This window comes from Woeseia sp. D3-10, from assembly GCF_055809415.1.
This window is the reverse complement of sequence record NZ_JBVVTW010000007.1, coordinates 3,190,333-3,214,098: the sequence shown is the minus strand read 5'-3', so window position 1 is coordinate 3,214,098 and position 23,766 is coordinate 3,190,333. Positions and strand designations below refer to the sequence as shown.

General features: G+C 51.5%; 8 protein-coding genes. All 8 read right to left on the bottom strand.

Going from position 1 to position 23,766, the window contains the following annotated elements; translation table 11 throughout:
• Nucleotides 1-2: 2 nt before the first annotated feature.
• On the bottom strand, nucleotides 3-4,898 hold the full coding sequence (locus AC0L8N_RS14720; protein WP_473668496.1) for an Eco57I restriction-modification methylase domain-containing protein: 4,896 nt from the start codon (nucleotides 4,896-4,898) through the stop codon (nucleotides 3-5).
• 29 nt (nucleotides 4,899-4,927) lie between these two features.
• A complete protein-coding gene (locus AC0L8N_RS14715) occupies nucleotides 4,928-7,360 on the bottom strand; it encodes a hypothetical protein (RefSeq protein ID WP_473668495.1) in 2,433 nt (810 codons plus the stop codon).
• Nucleotides 7,360-10,236, bottom strand: a complete 2,877-nt coding sequence (locus AC0L8N_RS14710) for an SNF2-related protein (RefSeq protein ID WP_473668493.1) — start codon at nucleotides 10,234-10,236, stop codon at nucleotides 7,360-7,362. Before AC0L8N_RS14710 ends, AC0L8N_RS14715 begins: the two co-directional genes overlap by 1 nt.
• 266 nt (nucleotides 10,237-10,502) lie before the next feature.
• Nucleotides 10,503-12,296 carry a GmrSD restriction endonuclease domain-containing protein gene (locus AC0L8N_RS14705; protein WP_473668491.1) on the bottom strand — a complete coding sequence of 598 codons (1,794 nt, stop codon included), beginning with the start codon at nucleotides 12,294-12,296 and terminating at the stop codon, nucleotides 10,503-10,505.
• Between the two features lie 78 nt (nucleotides 12,297-12,374).
• A complete protein-coding gene (locus tag AC0L8N_RS14700) occupies nucleotides 12,375-18,545 on the bottom strand; it encodes a DEAD/DEAH box helicase (protein ID WP_473668489.1) in 6,171 nt (2,056 codons plus the stop codon).
• A gap of 14 nt (nucleotides 18,546-18,559) precedes the next feature.
• Nucleotides 18,560-21,898: an STY4851/ECs_5259 family protein gene (locus AC0L8N_RS14695; protein WP_473668487.1), complete on the bottom strand. Its 3,339-nt coding sequence runs from the start codon at nucleotides 21,896-21,898 to the stop codon at nucleotides 18,560-18,562.
• An 868-nt stretch (nucleotides 21,899-22,766) separates the two neighbouring features.
• A complete protein-coding gene (locus AC0L8N_RS14690; RefSeq protein ID WP_473670175.1) occupies nucleotides 22,767-22,940 on the bottom strand; it encodes a restriction endonuclease in 174 nt (57 codons plus the stop codon).
• A gap of 68 nt (nucleotides 22,941-23,008) precedes the next feature.
• Entirely contained in the window at nucleotides 23,009-23,632 is a 624-nt protein-coding gene (locus tag AC0L8N_RS14685; RefSeq protein ID WP_473668485.1) for a hypothetical protein, read from the bottom strand.
• Nucleotides 23,633-23,766 lie beyond the last annotated feature (134 nt).

Sequence of the window (23,766 nt, the reverse complement as noted above, 5' to 3'; positions counted from 1 at the left end):
ATCTATTTGTTATTCTCGAAGAATTCCCAGGCCGTGGCGTAATCTTGCTCACGATCCGGTTTAAAAAAGGGCGCGTGGTACTCGACGGTGCCTTCGACGGGGCCGCCCGGCAGTGTGTCGTCCATGAAGGTCTTGGTAACCACTCCTTCTTCGAGTGAACGTATATCTTCCCAGCCGAGCGCAATACCCTGTTCATCTCGATCTTTCGTCGTAATGTCGTAGCGGATACCGTCTTTCAAATCCGCTTTTCGAGCCTTGCGCGGAAGGCCTACGCCGGTGAGCCCCTTGCTTGGCGTAAAGACTATGCGGCCTTTTTGGTCGTAATAAGTTTCGGCCTCATATTGGCGCATAACCGGAAACTGCACACGATATACCGTAAGAAGCTCTTCAAGAATTAACCCGAGTGCCTGAGCAACCAACACATCGATCTCTAAGAGCGCTTGGCGGCGCAGAAGATCAATCCGAAGCCCCCATCGACGGTCCCATGATTTCGTGGTTTCTGAAAATTTGTAATCGAAGAAACATTCGCATTGATCATCCTTTCGGTCGGGCTCAATTGACCATCCTTCATTCCTAAAATTGGGCGTCCAGCAGCTTTGCCAAAGATCTGCGTAGTGAGAAGTTAGGCAAACTAATGCAAGTACGCGTGCCTCCATTTCGCCACGTAAGAAATACGGTAGATTTCGCAAGGTCGACTCATAAACATCAGATTTCCCAGTTGTTCTGAGAAAAAAGTCTGAAACAATGGAAAAACACCCCGCCGCGAACCCTAACAAGACGCGCGGATCACGAAACGTAGTCGACAAGACCGGATGGATGTGCGCCACACTCGGCGGGACGATGCAACCAATCAAGGATCGTTCCGCTGAACCGCCAAACATACGTCGATTCACCCAACGGTAGTGCTCGGTTACTCGCCGTTGCATTGTTGCGCCCTCGCCTACCCACGGCACAGTCGGAGATCTAGCAAGGTAAGTATCATGATCACAGGCAGGGAAGTAATTTGTTCGCGGAAGATAGTCGTCTGGAAGGCTTGCGAGGTCCAGTACATCGTAATGACTATTCTGGGTGCACGCGGCGCGTGGTGTTTTGTAGAACGGACTACCGACGAAGAAATGTGGCCCTGAAAGCACCCACTCTTCCGCTGATTTCGGAAATCGGGTTTCGCGCTTGATCGTGCCTTCTTTCTGCGCATTAGTCTCATGCCACATTTCAAGTGACAGATACTCCCCCTTCAAATCGCCAAGTCGCTTCGGTTGTGCTGCAAACTTCTCTAACACACCGATAAGCTGTCGGGCATGCAGTGCGGGCAGGCGGGCTTCAAGAGGATCGGTTCCCGGTTCGTCGTAGAGCTTTGCGAACAGAGCCAGCTCGCGTTCGGTAATGTTGATGACCCTGTCTCGGTGGCCGCTGGTACACCATACGTAGCGAACATTTCCACTATTTGCGGTAACCTGTTCTTTAATTCCTGGAGTTTCCCCAGAGCCGTCATGTTCATATGAAATATCGATCGTTGAGGGAATAAAGAGGTTAGCAATAGCACTAAAGCTCACTTCGCTCTTGATCGGCCCATAGATGTTGGAGCTATAGATTGTTGCGTGATGAACCTCGGCGAAGAGATCTAACTCATTGTGAAACTGAAAGTGATAGCGCAGGCGGGGATAGATTTGCCGTCGCAGTAACCCGCCCTTCGGATCATCATAGACGCCTTCCGGATGGAGAAAACCGCTAACGCCGAAGTCTGACGAATTAGCCCACGCTCGAGGAAGAAAACACTTATACAGATTAGTCTGGGTTCCACGCAGCTCTGAATAATTGGCTGTAGCATTCAGATAATTTTGCGTTCCCTCAGACTCCTCAAATTCCTCAGTCCAACCTCGCTTCAATTCCGGAATTCGCTCGAACGTTTCCTCGCGTAGTTTCGCTAGCTGAGTCGCGGATTGCTTACGCAAGATGAAACGTGGTTCGTAATCACCCAATACGTCACCACTGTTCCATTCAACCTTGATCCAGGGCGGGTTCCCAAGAATAAGATCGAACCCGCCGTACGTTTTAAAGATATCGGCAAATGCTAGCTCCCAGTGGAAAAAACGTCGTTGCCGGGCAATCGAGTTAGCTTTCCGCAGTCGTGGAAATGCCTTGAACAACGTTCTAAAATTGACGACCCCATACTTGTTGACAAAGCGTTTCCCTTCCTCCGGATTGGTTTCTGCGAACAGGCTGACGGTTTGCCCGACCCGTTCGGTCGCTACGACGTCACCCAATAGCAAATTTTCCAAATCACTCAGCCATTCGTCCCGTTCCGGCAGCTCCGCTCCGTCGGCGATTGGCCAAAACCACAGCGCGCACCAATAGTCCATTGCCAGTTTAAGACGACGGTACGCACTAGCATTTTCCAGTTTACTGGCAAGCAGCTCTTGATCTAACGCCGTATCCTTGAACGAAAGGCTCGTTGCCGCACCCGTAGATTCGTGGCCGAGGATAGCGTAGGGATCCGTGGTACGACGGCGCAGGTCCGCCTGGCTGCGGGCATGTTCATCCCATAGTTCTGATACGCGCGCACTCAACTTCTCAAGACGCGAAATATCTTCCTTATCGAATGCCTTGGTGAAGTTCTTGCGCCAAGTGTTGATAAGCTTGATCTGCTGCGGGTAGACCGCCTTCACTTCTTTGTCGTTGTAGTGGGCCATGCCGCTGTCGGGCAGCAGGAAGTGCCAGATTTGTCCTTCTTTACGCTCCTGCCCGAGTGGCAAGCGCTCTGGGGCGGAGTTCAGCCAGCTACCGTCTTTCGTGTGGGTGAGTTGCCCCTTCGTGAAATATTCGCGACGGGCACCAATCAGCGAGTTACCGTGGTGCAGCTGCAGACCGAACCAAGGCACAAAGCGATCGGCACTTAGCGCGTTCAGCCAAAGTGAGACCTCGGCCAACTCGACCGCGACAGGGTTCAGGTCCACGCCAAACACGTTGTTGTCAGCGAGGTACATTTTTACCTTTTGTTTTTCCCGAGCGTAGTCGTGTTGAGGAATACGCTCGCCTCTCGCCGACTGAACCAGCTCAAGGTACTTGTCGGATAGTTGATTGATGGCCTCATTAAGAAATGCAGCGCTGCCCATAGCGGGCTCACATACTGTGAGCTCCAGTATTTTCGCGGCGCGCGCCTCGTCATCCGGCAGGGATTCAAGCTGCTCCTTATAGAGCTCCTTTAACGAATACTTGACCAGGCTGCGGGTAAGGACTTCCGGCGTGTAGTAGGACGCGGATTTTTGCCGGTCGCGGCCAGCGAGGCGATAGATGAAACTGCCTTTTGGGTACATGCGCAATTTTTTGTGTCCGGCCTCATCTTTGACATAGACCTTTTCTTCCTCCTTGTATTGTGCGAGCGCTTCGGCGGACACAAAGTAGCCAGTCTTGAGTGGATCCCAGTTTTCCTTGGCGGGCTTGACCTCGTAAAGATCTGAGGTGGCGAAGAATCCCCGATAACTCAGCAGCGCCTCGTACACAGCACCAAGTTGGTTGATTCCTAGCTGTGCATAGGAAATGCGGCCGCGGCGTTTGCGCCCTTTGGCCGGGCGTGACAAGGACATCAGTCGGACGACCTGCTGCAGCAAGTGATTGGGGAACACCACACGATCAATGTTGCGGGTTCGCTCGGGATCGAACAGGTGGCTCTTCAATGCATATAGCTCAAACGCATCGCGTCCGGTCTGGCGGGTCTCGCCGGCCAGCAGATCCTGATTAGTGGTGTAGCCCTCGTTGACAAGGCGGAACAGCGTACTCAGGCTATCGTGCAAGTAGCGGCCATTGCGCTCTGCTTCACTGGTCAAGGGCACCAGCTCCATCTCGCGCAAGTGCTCTAGCGAGTAACCTTTTAGGTAGGTCTCGCTTGTGACCGGTGCGTAGCCCAGCTCCGGACGGGATTCGATATAGAAAAGAAATAACAGCCGGTACATGTAACGCAAGCACTCGAGACTGAGTTCAGCGGGGTCCAACGCCTCACGACCGGAGTAGATGCTCTTGCTTTGTTGGCGGGCACGGGTTTCTAGTTGCTGCGCCGCTTCGTTGCCAAGCAGCTCTATACACTCGCGCAGTGCGTATTTAAGGTCCTCGGAAACGGCGTAGGCGTGCTTGTGTGCGTTTTCATCGAGAGTGTCCAGTAGCGCCTGGCCCTGGCTGTCTTGAAGAGAGTCCCGGTGCAATAACACGCTGGCAGCTTTGAGCGAATCCAGTTCGCGCCGACTGAACAGGTCCACCCAGTCAAAGCGCAGCAGCCGGTGTTGGGCAAATTTCGAACGATCCAGCAGTATCCACTGGCGTGGATTGACCAATAGGACCCAGCGTGGCGGATGAGGCTGGCTGAATACTTGGCGGCTTAGTAGCTTTTGCCAGTCGGCTGGCTCTTTTTGCCCGGTAGTTTCGGCAAGACCCTGCAATTGCTCAGGGAGAACTGGCAGGCTCAGGGGGCCCTGGTCAGGCTCGTCACCAATAGCCGGTATCGATTCCAGTATCCACAAGACCGGATCGCCCTGCGCCGATCGCAGTTCGCCAAGCAGCGGTAGCACTGTATCTTCTTCCAGTGCGCGCTGCTCGGGCTGGCAAGGCAGATCAAAGACGTTTAGCAATCGTTGGTTCAAGCTGCGAATGAGCTCCAGCCGTTCGTCCGGGCGACGCTGCTTTTCGACTTCCTCAATACGCTGCAAGATGTCGCGCGCCTGTCGGCTGAGCTCATTCGGTGGCGTGCGATAACCACGGTAGGTCTTGCTAGTTCTTGAACTTTCACGTTCCGCAGTTTCGCGAGTCTGCCAGTCCTCCAGCACACCACGGATGTCGCCAGAAAATATCTCCGCCAGGTAGTGGTCTGAGTAAAACTCATTTTCATTGATGATGCCGTGGAGGTTCACTTTTTGGCTCGTTCCTGTTGGATAACGTGTTAGTCCTGATTTCGCTTGACTGTCGAATCAACTGTTACGTCAGGGCGGATGCTGCGCAGATGTCCGCGCAGTTTTTCAATCGCCACTGCTGAAGCGACCTTAGCCTTATCAACAAGACGAGGTCTTTCTGTTATCAAATTAGAGACTCGGCGCAACTCTGGCTGATACGTGGCAGGGTGCACCGCGGCAATACCCAGCCAGCGACCCGTTTCCAGGAGACGCTGCTCTACATCCGGTAGTGATTGAGATCCGATGCGCATCAGGCGCGCTTCGCACTCGTTGACGTGCAGTAGTTGATCCTGGATCCGGCCGCGGACGTGATGAGCAACATCGCCGTGAGGCAATGCGGTTATCTTTTGCTCGTACTGGCTGCGTTTATGATCCAAAGACTTTTGCAACGTCTCGTGCCAGGCATCGATTGCCTCGTGGCACGCCGCCTCCCACCGACGGGATTCATCACTGGTCATCGCATGTTCCGCCGCTTGGGCTGCTCGACCGGTGAAACCCTGGGCAAACACCGGGCCGGCATAGCCGAGAATTATCGCGCCGGCCGGACCGAACAAGAGCAACCCGGCGCCTCCCCCGACGAAGTGACCAACGACAGCCAGCCCAGAGCGCACAGTGCCTTCACGCAATACCTGTTCAGTAGCCTGTGCCAATGTAATGTGTCCGTCGTAGAGGGCGTATCCGGCACGGCACGCGCTGATGGCATAGCCAAGAAACAGGCTATTCGGGGTCTGCAAATCTTGCGCGATCTCGGCCGTGCGCTCGGTGACCGTCGTTACGACCTCATTGCTCAGCCCATCAATAAAGAAAACGTGATCCGCTAGTTCAGAGGGCACATGTCCGGCCAGCTCACTGTTAGCAATGACCGGATAGTCGTACTTGGAAAAATGTTCTGAAATGCCGCTCGCCGAATCGTGAAACTTCACTTGCATTCGCTGCCCATCTACGAGCAAATCCCAGCCCGGCTCACTTGCCGATTCCGGTAGTGAAACGGCGTGACCTGCGTTTATGAGTTCCGCGGCGACAGCCTGTTCTGCAACGTAGCCCTTCAGTCGTGCCAAAGTACCGACAAGCGCACTGCCTTCAGCAGGAAAGCCAGCAACCAGCTGAGCGAAATCCACTGGCCCGTCGATGTCTTTGATGTAGGAAAAGTCTGCCGCCTTGATAACCGTTGGATCCAGTGCGGCCATTTGGTACAGAACATCACCAAGGGTCAGTGCGGTAGCCAGACCCATGCCGCCTTCACCACTAGACGATGTTTCTCGTTGGTTGTCCGCAGCGAAAACAACCGGACGGGACCAGACGGAATCCGGTTGAGTGTATTCCGTCGCCAATTGGGGAAAAGCTTGATCGACCAATGCCCATTCTTCGCGGTACGCGTCGGCTCGACGACTCCTTGCGCCCGGCTCGGCGTTCAGGCCTCGGGCTGCAGAAGTCGCCCGCAAGAAAGCCGCAATACCTGGGTTTCGCGCGCCAGAACCCATTAGAGCCAGGAGCGCAATGAAACGCGTAGCAATGGCGATTCGGTTTTTGTCGGACGCGGAGCCTACCAATTTCCAGGCGATGCCACCGAAAGCGAGAGCCGCGAACACAGGATTGGCTACGACCGCTAATAGGGATACCAGCGTCTGTCCGCCAACGAGAGGGATAATCGCGGACGCTTGCGCAGCCAGGATATACGCCGAGAATCCGCTCGCCGCTACCCCGCCGCTAACAGCCGTGAGACCGCCGCCTGCGAGTACTGCCTTCAGTATTGCTTCATCGTTTACTGACTCAACCCCAAGCTCATTCATCAAACGCGAACGAGCCTCCTCCGACATGCTGGCGAATGCCTTTCGTGCACCCGACAAAGCAGCGTTTCGCGTTTCGGAATCAAGCTGGTCAATATCGATACTTGCCGCTTGCTCCGAGAACTCCTGAAGTACAGTGCGAACAACATCGTTAAAGGTCGCTGGCGCCGTATTCTTATCTCGGGCACCGCCAATGCGAATTGGGCCCAGCTTGAACTCGCGCCCTGCCTTTGGCCGCGAACTGGCGAGCAAGGCACCGACGAGATCATCTGCCAGTAAACCGCAGCCGTACAGAGAGGCTGCCAACTTTGGTTGCAAGCCGAAAGCATCGCGCAACTGGATCCAGACCAGTAGGCGCAACTGCGCGTCAGACAATGAGGAAGACAACCACCTGTCTTGGGCATTCTCGACTTTTGACCAGATTTTGGGTAATTCAACTGGCGAAATCTTGCTGAGTCTTTCGACAGACGCCCGGCCAAGTTTATCGACATGCGCAAGTATTTTGGCTTCATCGAATACAGCGAGACAAGACGCCAGGAAGGACCGTTCGGCAATGCCTAAGCCAGCCACGACGTCAGCTGGAACAACTATGTTCCTTATAAACTGCTGCCCTGCCTCAACATCAGTAGCCACCATCAGTCGCTGGCCCCCGTGAAGACTGCCGCAACCTGGATAAATGGCTCGTCCTCAAGTATTTGCGTGTTATCCAGCCAGTCACTGTTATCGCGGAAAATTCGATCGATCTCATTCAAGCGCTCTTCGCGGCGTCGCTTCTTGATGGTGTCGGGCTGCCGTGATTGGTCAAGCTCAAGCGTTAGCTGTTGTTGATGCTTGGACTTCAGCGCATCGAGCGAATCGCGTTGCGCCTTTAATTTGCTTGCACGCGCCGTTTCGAAATCATCGCGCGTCATTTTTAGCCTTTCTTGGGCGGCAATGACGGCAGCCGGAAGTAGCGCCTGAAGCTCCTCACGGCTTCCTTCCCGAGCGGGGTTTGGCAATGCGCCTGGCTTTAGATCCAACCGCTTTTGAACTTGGTGCCAATCGAGCAAGTCGGTTACCAACTCTCCTTTCAAGCAGGCGCCGATCCATGATTGCACCAAAACGTGCCCCCGCCGATTCGGGAAGCCACCGTAGATGAGGACAATGTGCTCATCCTTTTCTAGTTTCCCTGGAAGTCGAAGTACGGGCGCTGTATGTCGGCCGAATGCATTCAACACGCGATCTGACAGCCATTCCATCACCGGATGCAACGGCCAAAGATAATGAATCGACGGCCACGCTGACTCTTCCTGCTGTCGCGACTCGCGAACCGCGCTGTCAACAATGCTCTTGTCCGTGGTTAGTACGAAATGATCACTTTCAGGCCGAATCTCTCTGGGTAAGTAAGCCAGGCGTTGACGAAGATCATCCGGCGCATCCAAGCTTAGTACCTTGCCTTCCACCTTGCCGCTCAAACGCTCACCTTTTTCGGCGAACCAGACCAGCGCTGCTTTGGCGTAAGCGAGTCCGTCAGGGAAAACTCGTGATAGGCGGCTAATGCTCTCAGCTGGTTCTGCGACACCGTTTTCCGGAATGAATTTGTCCAGCGGATTTTCGCTCGCATTAATCTGGGTCTCCATCAATGCTTCGAACACGGCCCAGGCATCACTGGAATCGTCATTCTCGATAGCCTCGGCCACTTTCTCTTCTTCAGCATCCTGATCATAGAGCCCGAGAAATTCCGACGGGTCTCCAATATTTTTTCCAGCCTGCGAGTCTTTTTCGATTAACACCTCCAGGATGCGTTGGTCACCGCGGACTTTCGGGTGCTTGCTTTCGGTCATCAAATACCGAATTTTCGGCTCATGCTTTTGCCCGTAACGATCAATGCGTCCATTGCGTTGCTGAAACACCATCAGCGACCAAGGCACGTCGAAGTGTACGAGGCGATGACTCATGTGATGCAAGTTAATGCCTTCTGAAGCGACATCCGAGCAGATCAATAGTCGGATAGGACTCTCGCCGCGGCCGAAATCTTCGACGACTTCCATCAGCTCCTTGTCTCTCATGTCGCCACGAAGAATCGCTGCCTGGTTATTCTTCAACTTCATGTCTTTCGGTAGGTTTTCTTGGAGAAACTCCAGAGTTCGGAGACTTTCTGTGAAGATTACTAAGCGATCGTCAGAATTCTTCGGATTCCAACCAAACTCGTCACTCGATAGCTGCTCGAGCAATAGCTGATATTTACTGAAGCTTTCTCGCGTTACTGCCGTAAGAGCTAGCTCGAGCCCCTGCAGGGTGTCGAGGTCCTCGATCAATTCCGTCTGTAGCTCGCCGTCCCGCACCTGCTTGATTCGCTTCTCCAATCGAGTCATGCGATTGCGCACGGTCGACAAGCATGCTGCCGGGCTGGAAAACAACGACTTCTCCAGCGTTGTACGGAAGAGTTGGCCGGCACCTTGGCCGCGACCATCGAGCGAGTGAAAAGAAACGTCCATTAGCCGTTCGTAGACCTCCTCTTCTATATCGCTTGCAGGGGCTTTGGCGACAGCAATCTCACGCTCAGGGAAGTTGCCAAACAGTTCGCGCTTGACGTCCTTCTTGAATCGTCTAATCACCAAGCCTTTGTCACGGTAGTCCTCTTGGGCATAGTCGCGTGGGTTGGCAATCGCGGTGGGATCCAGCATGTTGACCAAGCTTGCAAAACTTTCCGGCTTGCCGTCATGCGGTGTAGCCGACAGCATGATCAGCGTATCCGAGCGTGTTGACAAAAGCTTGGCGAGGCGCGAGCGCTGGGAGTTACTACCGCGCTCGGCGACGTTGTGCGCCTCGTCGATAATGATAATGTCCCAATAGGCTTGCTCGAGGTGGTGGCGATACTCGATGTTTTGCTTGAGCGTGTCGATCGAGATTATCGATCGGTCGAAGTAATGAAACGGATTGTGGTTAGCTGGAATGCGGTTGCGCACGCGTTGGAGCCCTACGGAATCCAGCCGCACCAGAGGAATCGTGAAGCGGTTCCATAACTCTTGTTGAAACTGCGTAAGCATAGACTTCACAGCCAGTACGAGAACGCGCTTGCCGCGGCCACGCGCTATTAGCTCGCTAACGAGCATGCCAGCTTCAAGTGTTTTGCCAAGGCCGACGGCGTCGGCGATCAGAATGCGCTGCCGAGGCTGCTTTAGTGCTTGTAAGGTAGGCTGTAGCTGGAAATCGAGCCTATCCATTGCTGCGAGGTGACCGAGATGAATGCGCTCGTCGGATGGCGCAGTTTTTCTAAGCATCGAGTCGATATAGAGAAGACTTGCACCGAAGTTGCGGGATGTGTCTTCGGCAAGGTCGGTTTCTCTTGGATCCAGCTCGCGAACAGCTTCCAGCTTGCTCAGGAACAGTGCCTCACGACCGCGAACCAATTCGGACAAGCCCTCGCAGGTTAGAACGTAGCCACCATCGGAACTATGATCAACACGGCGTACGCGCCATTCCGCGTCGCGTATCTCGACACGGGCCCCTGGATAAAATTGCGTTTCCATCAAATTGGTGCAGCCGTTCTGTTGTTCGAATTTTGGCCACGAAAAGAAACTGTAAGCTCGCAACTAGATTCAGTCACTGCATCACATCAGCTGGTAAACCTACATGACTGGAAGTATGTCCCCGCCAGCTCCCCTCTCGGGCTGATTCTTTTGGTTTTGTTCCCGATCTATATTCGCGGTCGGAATACTGGCAAATACTACCAACATTGGGATTAGATGCCTACATAGCAAAGCTACAAGTGAGAATTGGCGCACAAGTGTGTCTTTTATTTGAACAGAACAGATGCGCTTAACTGGCGCCCCTCCAATAACAACTCAACCGCTTTCGCAACTAATTCCGCTCGTCGTCTTAAGAACGCACTGAAGTCCCGTTTTAGCTTTTGCGCTTTATCCTGCTCCGACAGTCCTTCGTATCCTCCGTTCGCCAATTCCTGCACTGGAATTAGGTGAGAGTGGAGTCGCTCTTGAACGATCTCCTCGGATGTCCACTGATACCTATCCGTCAGATACTTCACTGGATCTTTGCGGCCGATCGACATGTTCGTTGTGTCCGATATCAATGCGCAATTCAATGCCAGGTAGCTATTTATCTCTGCCTCTTTCAATAGAGAGTCCGGATAAATATGATGATAATGACGTTGCTGAATGTTCGAAGGGTCGAGCCGCTCGCCGGTGGAAAAATCCATTGCGCCAAGTCGACATTCCACTGCGAAGACAGCCCGGCCGCGTATCGAAGCCCGTTTGGGCCAGTCGGCATTTAGTAGTTCATCGATTGTTGCCAATTCATGATCGGCGAATATTGGGACATCGTTTGCCGAAATCGTTTTGCCACTTGAGCTTTTCTCCCCCCTTATCAACGCCCTCAACACGTTGAAGTCGGCGAACGCATAAGTTGCCGCAGCATTTTCATAGCGATCACTGAAAAACGCGTGCCATACGTATCGTTTCAGCAGAAGTTCATCCTGTCCGCGCTTATCACCAGACTCGGGAATGTCCGAATAGAGGGCTGCGATCACAGCCAGAACTGCATTGGTCGGCAATCGGCGATGGTCGTATATCCCTTCTTCACGCAGAAAATCGGCCATACGACTCAAGCCTCGTTCCATTACCCGCCAGTTTTCGACCAGCCTTCGTTTGTCCATATCCCAGGCCCCACGCTGATTCGGCAGTTGGCCTTGCAAAAGTGCAGACGTGGTTAGAATCAAATCACTCAGATCTGCATAGCGTGCTACTTGCGGATGCCGCCCTTCCAACTCGGCTTGCATGTCATGCAGCGACTGACCGAGAACGCTTTCAACTTCCGCGACAATTACATCGTATTGGGAGAGTGGCTTGCTGTTGGTATTCATATTAATGAAGACGTCCAATGCAACGCTCTTGTCTGTGGATGCTGGCAGCGATAGATATGGCAGATTGTAATTGGCGACTACAGCACGGAGATCTCTTATTCGATCGCTTACCGTCTTGCGAAACTCGAGGAATTTCTCGAGCTCCTTAATATCGTCCTCTGGCTTTCTCGCCTCGGTTGCTTTGGCCAACCAAGTATCAATTTGGCTTTGGATATCCTCTGGCTTTAAAAGATCCGTTGGAATATAACCGCGCTTAAGACATTGGCCTGGATCGTCACACCACAGTGGATACCTCTGACCATTTGCCTTCTCGTACCGACCGCGACAGAAAATCGTCATGTCATCTCGCTTTTCATCTCCCTCGTAGTCGTCGAACTCCTCTAGATAAATATAATAGGTTTCCCATTCGTAGTTGTTGTGAAATGCCCGCCACAGCGCTGTCAGTCTCTGTTGGCCGTCAAGAAGGTGCTCATACGTGCGTGGACCGTCTTCTGGAGCTGTTTCCAAGAAGCGTGACACGAACTTCTCTTCATTCGGGTTCACCTGCAGAACAAGCGTTATGCCCAGCGGAAGGTTGTTAATCACTGTTTGTAACAAGCTACCAATTCTATGCCGGTCCCATGCCTCGAAACGTTGAAACCGTGGTAGCTTGATTTCGCCGCGGCTAACCATCCCGTACCAGTCCTTAACGTTTCGGTTCTGGGCTTGCATCGTCTGCTTCCTAATGCTGTGTGATAGTAAAATGAAAAAAGGGACTTTTGCCCGATCTCACGAAACGGGAACTGCTAATTAGTGGAATTCCTTTAGTATGAAGACTCGAGTACCTAGCTCTGCGTTGGCCATTACTACTGGCATTTTGGCACGAGTAATTTGGTCAACCTGTGCCGAAACTGAGGTACCGAAATCAAAGTTCTGAAAACCCCCACTTCTCCAGCAACCCACTCCTTCGTCGAGATAAATTTGAATTGATTTCTCAGAAGTCGTTTTGATGCTCAGTAATCGACTATGAGCCACTTCCTTCTTTGGTCTGCATTTGACTGCCACGTGCCTACCAGTTACGCGCTCGAGCAACTCACGAAGGACCTGATCCCTTGCGACTTGATCGGTCCAATTATGGCTGAACGCCCTAGGCACTGAGTTCCACGGTTTGTCGAGCTGTGCTGTTTCAATAGATAACGCGATGTCTGGGGCAAACATCGCTTTTAGCCCGACAACCATTTGACTTAGTAGCGCAACGTGCAGGGGGGTTCGGAGATATCTATCTCGGTAAGCAATCTCGGAGATTTCCTCATCGTCGGCCAGGACTATGCCAGTATTTTCTTCCAAATGTATCCAGAAGCGCTGCCCGAATTCGGTGAGAATACCGTCACATTGATTCGAAATCGCGACTGGCATTGCTCCTTTATTCGTTGAGCGGCTCGATTCCAATAGGGCATCTATATCAACACTTTCGACCGGCAAGTCGATTGAACGATCGAAAGAAAATAGGACACCGTCGGATTCGCCCCAGGTCTCGCCCGGTGTCAGACTTGGATCTTTGGCTGCCCACCAGCGGCTTGTCTTGCCCTTTGCAATGGCTAGCATTCGAATGGCCTCGCCCAGTTCATTTTCTACGCCAGTTTCGACGAACCGAATATTCCCACCTGTAAGGTCTGACAATGCGGACGCTAACCGTAGCTGGCTTAATTCAACCTGTTTCAATGAATTTACTGGCGTTACTACCGTTACTGTAACCGGCTTAGTGGACCACGATTTTATGTCCGTCAAGAAATCGAAATTCATCAGGTCCCAGTCGTCATCGTGAGAGAGAAATATGAATAACTCCTCAATCGGATTCGTTGAAATATGCGAGCGGATGGCATTTGCAATGCCTTTTAGTTCTGCCTTAGAGTTATCGCCTAAATTGCTGAGGGTCGCGGGAAGGCTGCAGTGTTTGGACCATGTTTCTAGAAACTCCTTTGCAACAGTGCGATCCAAAATGTCGAACTGGTGTTGGCTGTCCCAATCAAGCAGGCAGGAGTTACACGCGCTGTCACAGTCTTCGGGACAATCAAGGAGCTTGATTCCGGAATCAACCACAAACTTCAGGTTCTCCGGCAACTGAGCCACGTAGCCGGCCCCTGATGCGGCAGTGTCGTACAAGTAGATAGCATTTATTAGTCCGTACTCTCGATCATTTATCTGCTGTACAGCAACACCGATCTCTCGAGAGCCAATTCCAATTCGTTGAGCTAGCCCATGTCGAAGGGCATAGGCAATTGACCAGGCCATTGATTCGGACCGAATTGGTTTTTGGGAAACTGGATCACACATCCGCAACTCAAGAACAGATGTGACCTCCTCGCCCGCCAACCACAGATCCGACTTAATTGACCAGTCGCTATCATTGCCTGGACAGTGTTCCTCGGATTCTGACGCACGACCGCCGCGAAGACGATAATGCGGCGGCGAAGTAAGCGATTCTGGAACTTTCCCCTCTTCAACCTGTGGCTCAGCTCGTCCACAGTAGAGACACAATGAATAGCCGCAGCTGGATGGGCCGGCGTTATAAGTCAGAACACTACCGAAGTCGGAGTATCTGAAAGCTCCAAGGGTCGCATTCGCGAATCGTCGCGGCACCTCGGCGGCGATATTAATTCGTGGCGGGCTAAATGGAATGTAGGTAGGGCTATTAACGTCGTTGTGTGCCTCATACGACAAATCTACGGCGAATCCATTCGGTTCGACAATTTGATGCAATTGCAGGTTTTTCTCCAAACAGCAGGCACACAAAGTCGGCATTAGTATTGACGTACCGCCCGCACCACATTCTTTGCAAAACCAACTCCATTTAATAGGCAAATGTTCGGGCGGGCCTTCCGCGTTTGCGGGAATGTGCCAGTTGAGAGTTACTCCTGACGATCGGTAGACAGCACCATCGAGCACGATATCGGCGCCGGGTGCAAACTCCCGAATCGCTACTGACCGTTCTCGCGTTGGAGACCCTCTTTTTATTGTCAGGCGATCCTGTCGGTGACCGCCATCGCTTGAGATTGCTTTTCGGAAATCTTTCTTGGTGGTTGTTAGCATTGGGACAATCCCTGACGGGAACCCATGCCCCGGCAGATAACCAGCAGTCGTGAGGTCAGAAAGCAGATACTCCTCGCGCGCACGTTTTAACTGACGATCGATTGCTCTAATTACCGGTGATTTTTCGGGGTCGCTTTCGTTCTGCGCAAATGATTCTCGTTGGTGAATGAGTATCGATGTTTCGGATAGCCACTTCGTTGCAATGGTCGTTAACATTGCGACACTAATCGTTGCTAGTTCTTTTGCTGGCGCTGAGCCAAGTACAGTGCCGCCCAGAAGCGCTTTGAGCGCATTGAGTGCATGGCTGTTTGAGTCAATTGCTATTGTTTCTGCCCAGACTGAAAACTCTTCATATCGCGCCTGGTGCGCAAGCGCCCCTGATTCGAAAAACCACCCGCAGTTTAGCTTTGGGATATCCTCGTTAAACTGAGCCAGCCATATCGACAGCAGCAGAGCATTTACATGGCGCATCACGATGGGCTTACTATCCAACGGCACCGATGGCACAACCAAGGCGCTAGTATCGAATGGCCACTTTGGGTTACGGAATACTTCCATTCCATGTGCGGTAGCCTTGCACAACGTTACACTCAGCGCCCTTGACTCTTGACGACGACCAGCTCGGCCCGCCCGTTGCAAGTAGTTAGCTTGGCTAGGCGGCACGTTGTTCATGACGATTGCAACCATGCCGCCAATATCGACCCCCATTTCCATAGTGGTTGAGCAACTAAGGACGTTGACCTTGCCAGCGCGGAAGTCGCCCTCCAATTGATCTAGTCGCGAGCTACTCTGCTGCGCGGAATGTTCGCCAATAGCGAACCAGTTTTCTTTCGCTGCAGCTCGATCACTTCTATTCGGCCATACGAATTTTTGCCTCAAAGCTTCGACGGCTGCGTCCGACTCAAGCCAATCATCTGCTGATTCGAATTTGGCAGGCATCTCTTGCCAGTATCTAGCCGGCAGAATAGGCATCTGAATTCGCTCTGCTTTTTCAATGGCCATGCCACCGCTAATCTGCGTATATGGGGAGTATCCGAAGAGGACTCGAGATACAACTCGCCTCGTGTATGGACAGAACCAGGCATCCCTGACCCCTTGCAATTCACTCATTCCTGCCAAATCTAGTTGCCAACCACTGGACGATTGAATTAACGAAGATTTTGCAGCTTCCCAGGCATCCCGGAGAATGTGCTCCATTCTCAGACAATCCTCCTTGCTATCGGGTGACAACAAGAACTGATGCAAAACAAGATCCACTATCCGACTACGTGCCAACCTCCCCGGCCTACATTGTGGCCACGGGCGGATCTTTGAGGTTGATGGACGGTCATCCCCTGGCGCTTTTACAAACTTGAAGTAAACTCTCGCTCCCATCCAGCGCTGGTACTTCTCCGGAATATCGATGATCGAGTTCGCCCTCAAGTACTGATCAAAAATAAGTGCAAGAAACGTTTTCCATTCTTCGAGCGAACCGCCGTGAGCGCCCCAGCTATCCGGCAAACGACTAATATTCTCAATGTTTGTGTACTTCAATTGAGATAGACCCAGCACTTCACTTTGGGCCACGCGCTTTGGACGTCGTGCGAATTCACGATAGAGGCAGTAATCTGCGAATTCCTCCTTACTTAGCGCAAACGATCCGACTTGCCCAAAATTTTTGCGCATTACGCCACTTACGCTTAGATCCTTTGTCAGAAGCGATTTTATCTGTTCCCACGAATAGCTTGGGACAACGATTTCACGCTCGCCTGCTACTGCAGCTTTTTGTTTTAGACCTTCGAGTTTTAGGGAGATAATGGGTTCAAGGATGGCATCGTTCTTAATCTGCTCATATTTCTCTTCTAGCTCCCTAACCTCGTTGACATCGACCAGTTGATGCTCCTGACCATGAACGGGGGCGACGGCATGGTAGACGATGCTTCGGACGTAGTTTCGATCAGTGTCTTGTTGAAGCCTTGCCGCTATGCGTGCAGTGCCCTGGCGTGAATCGGTGAACGTGATAAGTTGCCGTCCCTCACTCGGTCCATGAGCCATCAATCCCTTCCCAGGCGGACAGTGTTCAAGGACGGTCGGAATGATATCGCCAAGAAAAAATGGGGCGCCCAAGCGCTTCGGTCGGAATAGAACTTTCCGCCCATTCTCCCGGTCGCCACAGTGATTGCACTGAAGCACCTCTCTGCCGCTGTCTGCGTTAGGGCTTAGCATATGAACCGGCACATCGCCGTTCCCTGCCTCAGTGATCAGATGGGAATTCTTGCAAACGTCGTCGGTCGCAGAGCTACGACTCGCCGTCAGTAGGCGCCACTGATTGATGCGCACGCCTGATTCTCCGTCGTCATCTTCGTCAAATTCCTGATCCAACTGAAATTCATCGATGTTAGAATCCGACTTTCCCTGCCGTAACGTAGGCTCAGTGCCAACTGGATTGTAGCTAGCTCTTAAAAATTCCGTGCCACAACTGCCGCAATTGGTCAGCTCAAAAACTGGTGCATCACAAGATGAGCAGTACTCCTGCTGGTGAAAGTACACCGCCCCAAATGCCCACTCGTCGGACTTGAGTTCGTCACTTCGACCGCTGCAATCAGAATTGCAACATGCCCATATTCCAGGAAACGTTTTTTGGAAAACATGAGCACGTAACGGAAGGAATGACCGTTGATTCTTATCTCGACAATCAGCTATTGCATCTAGAAGTTTCAGCATTTCGGCTGACGTCATGCTTTTGGACAATCCACCTATCGACTCGTTTAATTCACTGATCGAACGTGGTTCTTTCGAAATTTCTTGACGAATTGCGAGTGTCGTTCTGCTCCTAATCGCCGTATCCCAATCCAGCCGACTAGAGTCGATTGTGCTTGTCAGTTCCTCTGGAACAATGTTCGGAATCGGAGGAATATGCCTTTTACCTCTGATTACAGACACCTGCGAAACACTAACGCCCGCCACATCCGCAAGAAACTTTTGAAGTTTTTGATTGCCTTCCGTCGTGTCTTCGCCAATTGTCGCTGAAGTTGCTACTAATCGAATTTGTTCCTTGGAAACGCCAAATGCAATCATTACGCGACGGAGGAGTAGCGCAAGCTCCGCAGCTTGAGATCCAACGTAAGTATGCGCTTCATCAAGAACTATCCACCGAAGCTGCCCCTGTGACGCATCTAGAATTGGCTGATCGTCCTTCCGGACCAACATATACTCGAGCATGGTGGCATTGGTTACCAAGATCGACGGTGGTTCCGCTCTAAGTCTCTTTCTTGATTTGACTTGTTGCGGCTCGGTCTGCTCGAGCTTTTCTGGGACAGTATATTTTGTTTCGCCGTTGTACAGGCAGAATGTGATGTCGCCGCCGAAGGGAGCAGTCCACGCTGCAAGTCGGTCACGCTGACTCTTTATTAAGGCATTCAGTGGGTAAAGAAAAAGAGCTCGCACACCTTGGACCGGGCCATTTATCGATTCTTGCTCATTAGCTAGCTCGTTCAGTATCGGTATTAGGAAACATTCGGTTTTGCCAGATCCTGTTCCACTTGACACCAGAATTGACTTCCAATCGTCAGCTAGGAGGGTTTCCCACGCCTCCAGCTGGTGCTTATACGGCTTAACCGTGAGTTTGAATGAATAGGAATCGCGGTATTCTTTGGGCGCATTAGCGAGCGCGTGCAATAGCTTAGGACTTAAGAGCTCGCCGGACAGCGACTGCAATGTTCTGCCAGATGACTCATAGCCGAACGTTGCCTCAAATACTGGCTCAGCTAGTAGCGAACCATCATTTCCAACATCCGCAGATAGACGTCGGGTCAAGTATGAGTTTAGCGCATCATTGCGAAATGCTAGCTGACTAATCAGCGCGCGGTAAGCGCGGCGATTTAGTTGATCTAAGACCTGGTGGAAATGCATGCGTATATATTCCTCTATCCGCTTGCGAGTCTTCTATAAGCACTAAACAGCGGAACCGCTACTTCAAACATTTTTGCGAATGAATCTTCGTCAAACCGCCGAACCGCATCGACGATAGCGCGATACTCACGTGGAAGATAGATTCCACTCGCTACGCTGTATGCCTGCGCTATGACAGCATCCAGATAAGTCTGGCGATAATGCACACCACCATCTTTAAGCCACGGAATATTCGGGTTGAGCAGGCATTGCCAGTTCTGCCTGGTGATACCGTTCGGCCATTGAGAGTCGCCATGAGTGGAGATCAATAAATTGCGGAGTTTCGTGTCGAGCTCGTCTTTGAATAGTCGCTCTATGTCTGTTTCTAACAGAATTTCAGAGCTACCAAATAGCACTTCAGCGCGAATCGGGTGAAATAAAACTGTGTCTTTGGATAGTTGATCGAACCGCTCAATGACACCTTGTAGCAAGTCTTTAGCGTAGTCTTTGTAGTTGTGTTCAATAAAAGTGCAATATTCCTTGAGCGCCGACCTGAAATCATCAACCGGTACTTGCCACCATCGGAAGGGCAAATAGTGCTGTAGATCCAGGAGACTAGAAAAGTGCTTTGCGCTGGATCGAACGAAAAGTCCTGCCAGTATCTTCGGTTTGTCGATAATACTGGAGTAGATATCGATGGAGTCAGGGTGCACATCTGAAAATCGCTCCACAGCATGGAGCAAATCTCCCCATGAATCTGAACTCGGGTCGCCTGCGAGCCTGTCAAAAAACGAGCCTATCGCACGAATGCGCTCGCTAGTGTCAGCGATCAGGCATACGTCACTCAGAGAGCTGCCGCAAGCTTCTTGCTGATTGTTTCCTCCAGGAACTACGCATGGCCTAATATTCTTTGCCGTTGGTCCTCTTACGGTCGCTAAGCACGCGTACTGCTCACAGTCCTCATCGCTAACAGACCACTCGACACCTCCACCGGACAATACGTCTATTGCCTGAAGATCAGGTAGATCATCGCCGCCAAGGCTGACTAGTCCAATATTAGCGTCCGATATAATTGGGCGCTGGGCCGCGTCTAGTAACGAAATAATCTTCCTTGATTGGTCGAACGAAAGTTGGGAATCAAACTGTGAAACACGTATCGCCGCAGTAACCTGCGAATTTATTATCACGCATAATTTGACAAGTGCATCGAGGTCGGCGCTATAGCTGAAGAGATCTTTCACGAAATTGTAGACTTCGATGAGTTTTAGTTCGTAGTATCCATCGGAGACTTCGGCCATAACTTTATGGAAGTCGAGAGTAGATCGGGTGATTTTCTCTGGTATATCTCGCGCTAATAATGCCCCATGAACGATGCACTGCCTGTTCTTTCCATGCGTTACTGCAATGGCCGATGTTGTTGCCAAGGCGCTGACTGGAAGATACTCGTCCTCAAGAGCACTACCGTCAACGCCAACGAAATTGGCCCCGCCACCTGGAAATGGAACGAGAATTTTGCATTCGAAACCTTCTCGCCAAAGCATGTTGAGAGTGAATTTGCCAGCGTAAGGGCGTTGGCTTGCGAGCTTTAGAATCTGATCCTCGCCGATTTGTTGCACTGAACCGTTAATTTCAGGGTGCGGATCCAGAATGAGATCACAGTCGCCACCGCCTTTGACTATTAGCTCGCCTTCCGTGCTCGAAGTTCCGCCTACAATTTTTGTTGCGAAAGATTCGGGAAGGACTGTACACGTAGTTGAGAAAATGCAGCTGTCACCATTGAACGCCCGCATTCTTACCGTACCGCAAGGTGGACTCCCAGAAACGGTCTTCCACTCGTGGCTCTTTTTTGTCGGCCGCCACTGCACCGAAGTGGAATCCACCCTTACGATCTGATCTTCAAAAACCTCGAATACATTAGGGACACCAATAAAGCACGGTCTAGGCCCATATTCATGAATAAGTGCTCGTTGACCTCGCAGCACACATCCAGCGGAACTGTCCGATGCGGCGCCCAGCGTGACGATGCATTCAAGACCCTTCTCGGATCGAAATCGCGTCGATTCATCGAGTTCCACCCAACTACAGCCCTCGTGAAGATCTGCTATAGACATATCCAGCACAGCCAAACCAGCAACTAACGTATTCTTGAATTCAGGTGGAATGCAGACCAGCACTCGGTCGAGTCGAGTCTTCATGCTGCCTTGACCTAGAACGACAATCGAATCGTCGTCTCGGTAACATACGACAGGAAGCTCTTCATTAACTCCGTATCCTCCGATGACAGGTAGCTCGCCCAGCCGCCCACTCGACGAGTCAAGTACGACGCACGTTAGGTCACTGCCTGGCTTTATAGTGAATCGCAAACCACGCGCACTATGCGGATATACCAGACACTCCTCAGACTCACGAGTGATGGTGGCCACTTTATTGAACGAGCCCTCGGTGTACGCAGCCAATTCCATACGCCTCGGGATTGCGGATTCTGGCAGTCCCAGCTGTTCCGCTACAAACATGAGAGTTAACGCCTGCGGTAGTTCTAAAGTCGCCTCGTGTATCCAGCTATTATCATCCGAGAGTATGAATCGTCGTTGGAGACTTATCCGACTGTTAATTTTGTTCTGAGAGTTCTTCGCATTACTTAGGAGACCATTGACCAATGACCTCGCACCAGCAGACTCGAGCGACAGCGGTAGTCGCGCCTTCCAATCTGGACTTGCAGACTCAAGCGCAGCGAACGGATCCGCCGAATCACCGATTAGGCTCGAAAGCTCGAATACCGCCCGTATCGTGTCCGCTGCCAGCCTAAAAACTGCTGGCTTTCGAAACGCCGAAGGCAAGCGGTGATCATGACTTTCAGCTATTCGTTCTATATCTAATGTCGTATTTCGATACTTCGCATAGTCTCTGAGAATTGCTTTCAAGTAGCGACTGAGATGTGTCTGGGTACGCTCTACTAGGCGGACGGGAAACCCGCCTTCTGTGACAAGAGATAGTAAGTAGGCATTGCTACCGGACTCACGTACGTATATATCCCTCCCCCAGAACTTTAACCCCTTGGCTGTTAGTTGCTGCCGCTCAAATGCTGCTAGGTCCGGCCAGCCGATAGATTCGAACACATCTTTCCACTTCCATGAACCTCCACTGTATTTACGTCGCCACCACTCGGCGGCATAGAGAACGAATAACCTTTCATGCAGTGGCGCGAATGCGTATTTCGAACCGCTAGTGGCTATGCATGAAGCAAGGGTCTTGCCCAATCGACTGAACTCCGCGCTTTCAATTTTGTAGGCATAGAGCGGGCGACCGTCAGGAGCCGCCAAATTTCGCCCTTCAGCTTGAAGAAATTCCTGAATCCAGCCCTTGATCGCAGTCATACGTATGATGCGTGATACATAGAGAAGGGCGATAGCATGCATACTCTCCCATTGCGAGGTGTGAAGGCCGCATCAATTTGCCTAGCCGCTTTGACGTCATCAGCAGCCGCGCGTCGGTATAATAAATTGGGCCTAAAATAGTAAACGCTGATGAACAAGAACAAATGCATAACAATGCCCGAGCTAGCGGAGATATCGGCGCCCTTGAATTCAAGCACTGTCCAGAATGCTCGGATATGCAAGCTGCCTATTTCCCGCGTACATGCTGCTCTAAAGTCATGGAGGCTAGGTACCGATTCTTGTTCTTATTCTAGGGTTCTAACGAGCTCCAGCATACTTCAATAGGACTGTTTTACCAATTGCGACGTATCGTACTGTAAATACTCATATTCCGCGGCTACGTAGTGATTTGCACGTCAGCTCACCTGCTTATGACAAATCCCTATGGGACTATCAACACGATTCGCTTGAGTTCACTCACCTAGCCTGCATGCGAGTAGTCGCGCTGCTGCTTCCAATTGTTCGAGTACGGGATGTCTCAGGGTGCGTATCAGAATCTCATGAACAGGTGAAGACTTGGTAGTCACATCAGTTTAGTGGATACGAGTCATGCCCCATTCCGCGTTCCACGACATCGAGGAAACCGACTACACCCCCAAGACGTTGTTCCTGCATGCGCGCAACGTCTAGCGTGTCGCCGACCCATGTGCGACGAGCATCGATGGCAGCTCACATTGGTATTGGACGAGATTACCTGCCCTATTGTTGGTTTTGGCTCACCTTTTCGAATAGGTTTTCTGAGCGTTTTTCCATCGGCCAGAAAAACGCCGCTCTGACGTGCAACCTTGTCCGCCTCGCTCGTAAACTCTTAGGTTGTCACCACATACCCGCGGTTCGCTTTGTTCGCAATAAGCACCCCCAAATGCTCGCGAACAGTATTCACACCTACTTTTTTGTTGCGCCAGTGCTTGCATTGGACGGTTGCTGTTTCGCCGCTTTTGCTGAGCTCTAAATCAATGCCACCGACAGGCCCTGGATTTATCGCGTAGTAAGGATTCTTCCCAAGGCAGAATGCCGCGACAATATCGTGGCGTCGCGAAGATTCATTTCTTACTCGTTCTCATTAGTGTTCGTATCTTCTCGGAGTTGATCGAGCACACGCTGATAACCATGAATAAAAAACGCGTTTGGCACCGATGGATCCGCAAAGAGCTCTTCAATCGCATGATCTACCGACTCAAGTTCATCGTGGCGATCGTAAAGTGTCACGAGCACATTTGACAAACTCTGTTTGAAAAATTCCGCCGCCTTGTCGTTCATCATACGCTGAAATTTGATAGCAGATTTCTCCACTGTATTCCAAGCTTCGGAATCTTCAATTGATTCCAGGCAAAACGCCCTCTCTCCCGGCATTTCAAAATCCGTGATTAAGGGAACATATCTAATCACTTGAATATTGTCGCTGGCATCACTTAACAATGGAGTACTGAAAAGAAGTTCTACATCATCCATGTCGATGTAGTCATCAACAATCTGATATCCGAACGGCAACGGGGATACCTTACCTTCACCGTCAATCACTGCGTAATAGTTAATTCCGTCATCAAGTGCAAAGGGCGGTCTACCACAGCTCGAGGCACGGTCAACATCAGGTAGTCTTGCACTACTCATCACTCGCTCCCGACTTTCCTTATAGGTTTCAATCAGAGACTTAAGATCTACAAACATATTCATCTAGTCGATACTCCTTTGGACGGACTGTCACTGCCGTTTCTGAATAAAACGTGCGGCAATTCCATTCATGCCCCTTGTTTTCAGAGGCACTTAGATCTGGAACACTATTAGTCACGTGCCCTTTGGTGAAAACA

Bases quoted from the DNA above. Each gene is read 5' to 3' on its own strand.
- AC0L8N_RS14715 (WP_473668495.1), bottom strand. From the start codon at position 7,360: ATGGTGGCTACTGATGTTGAGGCAGGGCAGCAGTTTATAAGGAACATA.
- AC0L8N_RS14705 (WP_473668491.1), bottom strand. From the start codon at position 12,296: ATGCAAGCCCAGAACCGAAACGTTAAGGACTGGTACGGGATGGTTAGC.
- AC0L8N_RS14700 (WP_473668489.1), bottom strand. From the start codon at position 18,545: ATGCATTTCCACCAGGTCTTAGATCAACTAAATCGCCGCGCTTACCGC.
- AC0L8N_RS14710 (WP_473668493.1), bottom strand. From the start codon at position 10,236: ATGGAAACGCAATTTTATCCAGGGGCCCGTGTCGAGATACGCGACGCG.
- AC0L8N_RS14685 (WP_473668485.1), bottom strand. From the start codon at position 23,632: ATGAATATGTTTGTAGATCTTAAGTCTCTGATTGAAACCTATAAGGAA.
- AC0L8N_RS14695 (WP_473668487.1), bottom strand. From the start codon at position 21,898: ATGACTGCGATCAAGGGCTGGATTCAGGAATTTCTTCAAGCTGAAGGG.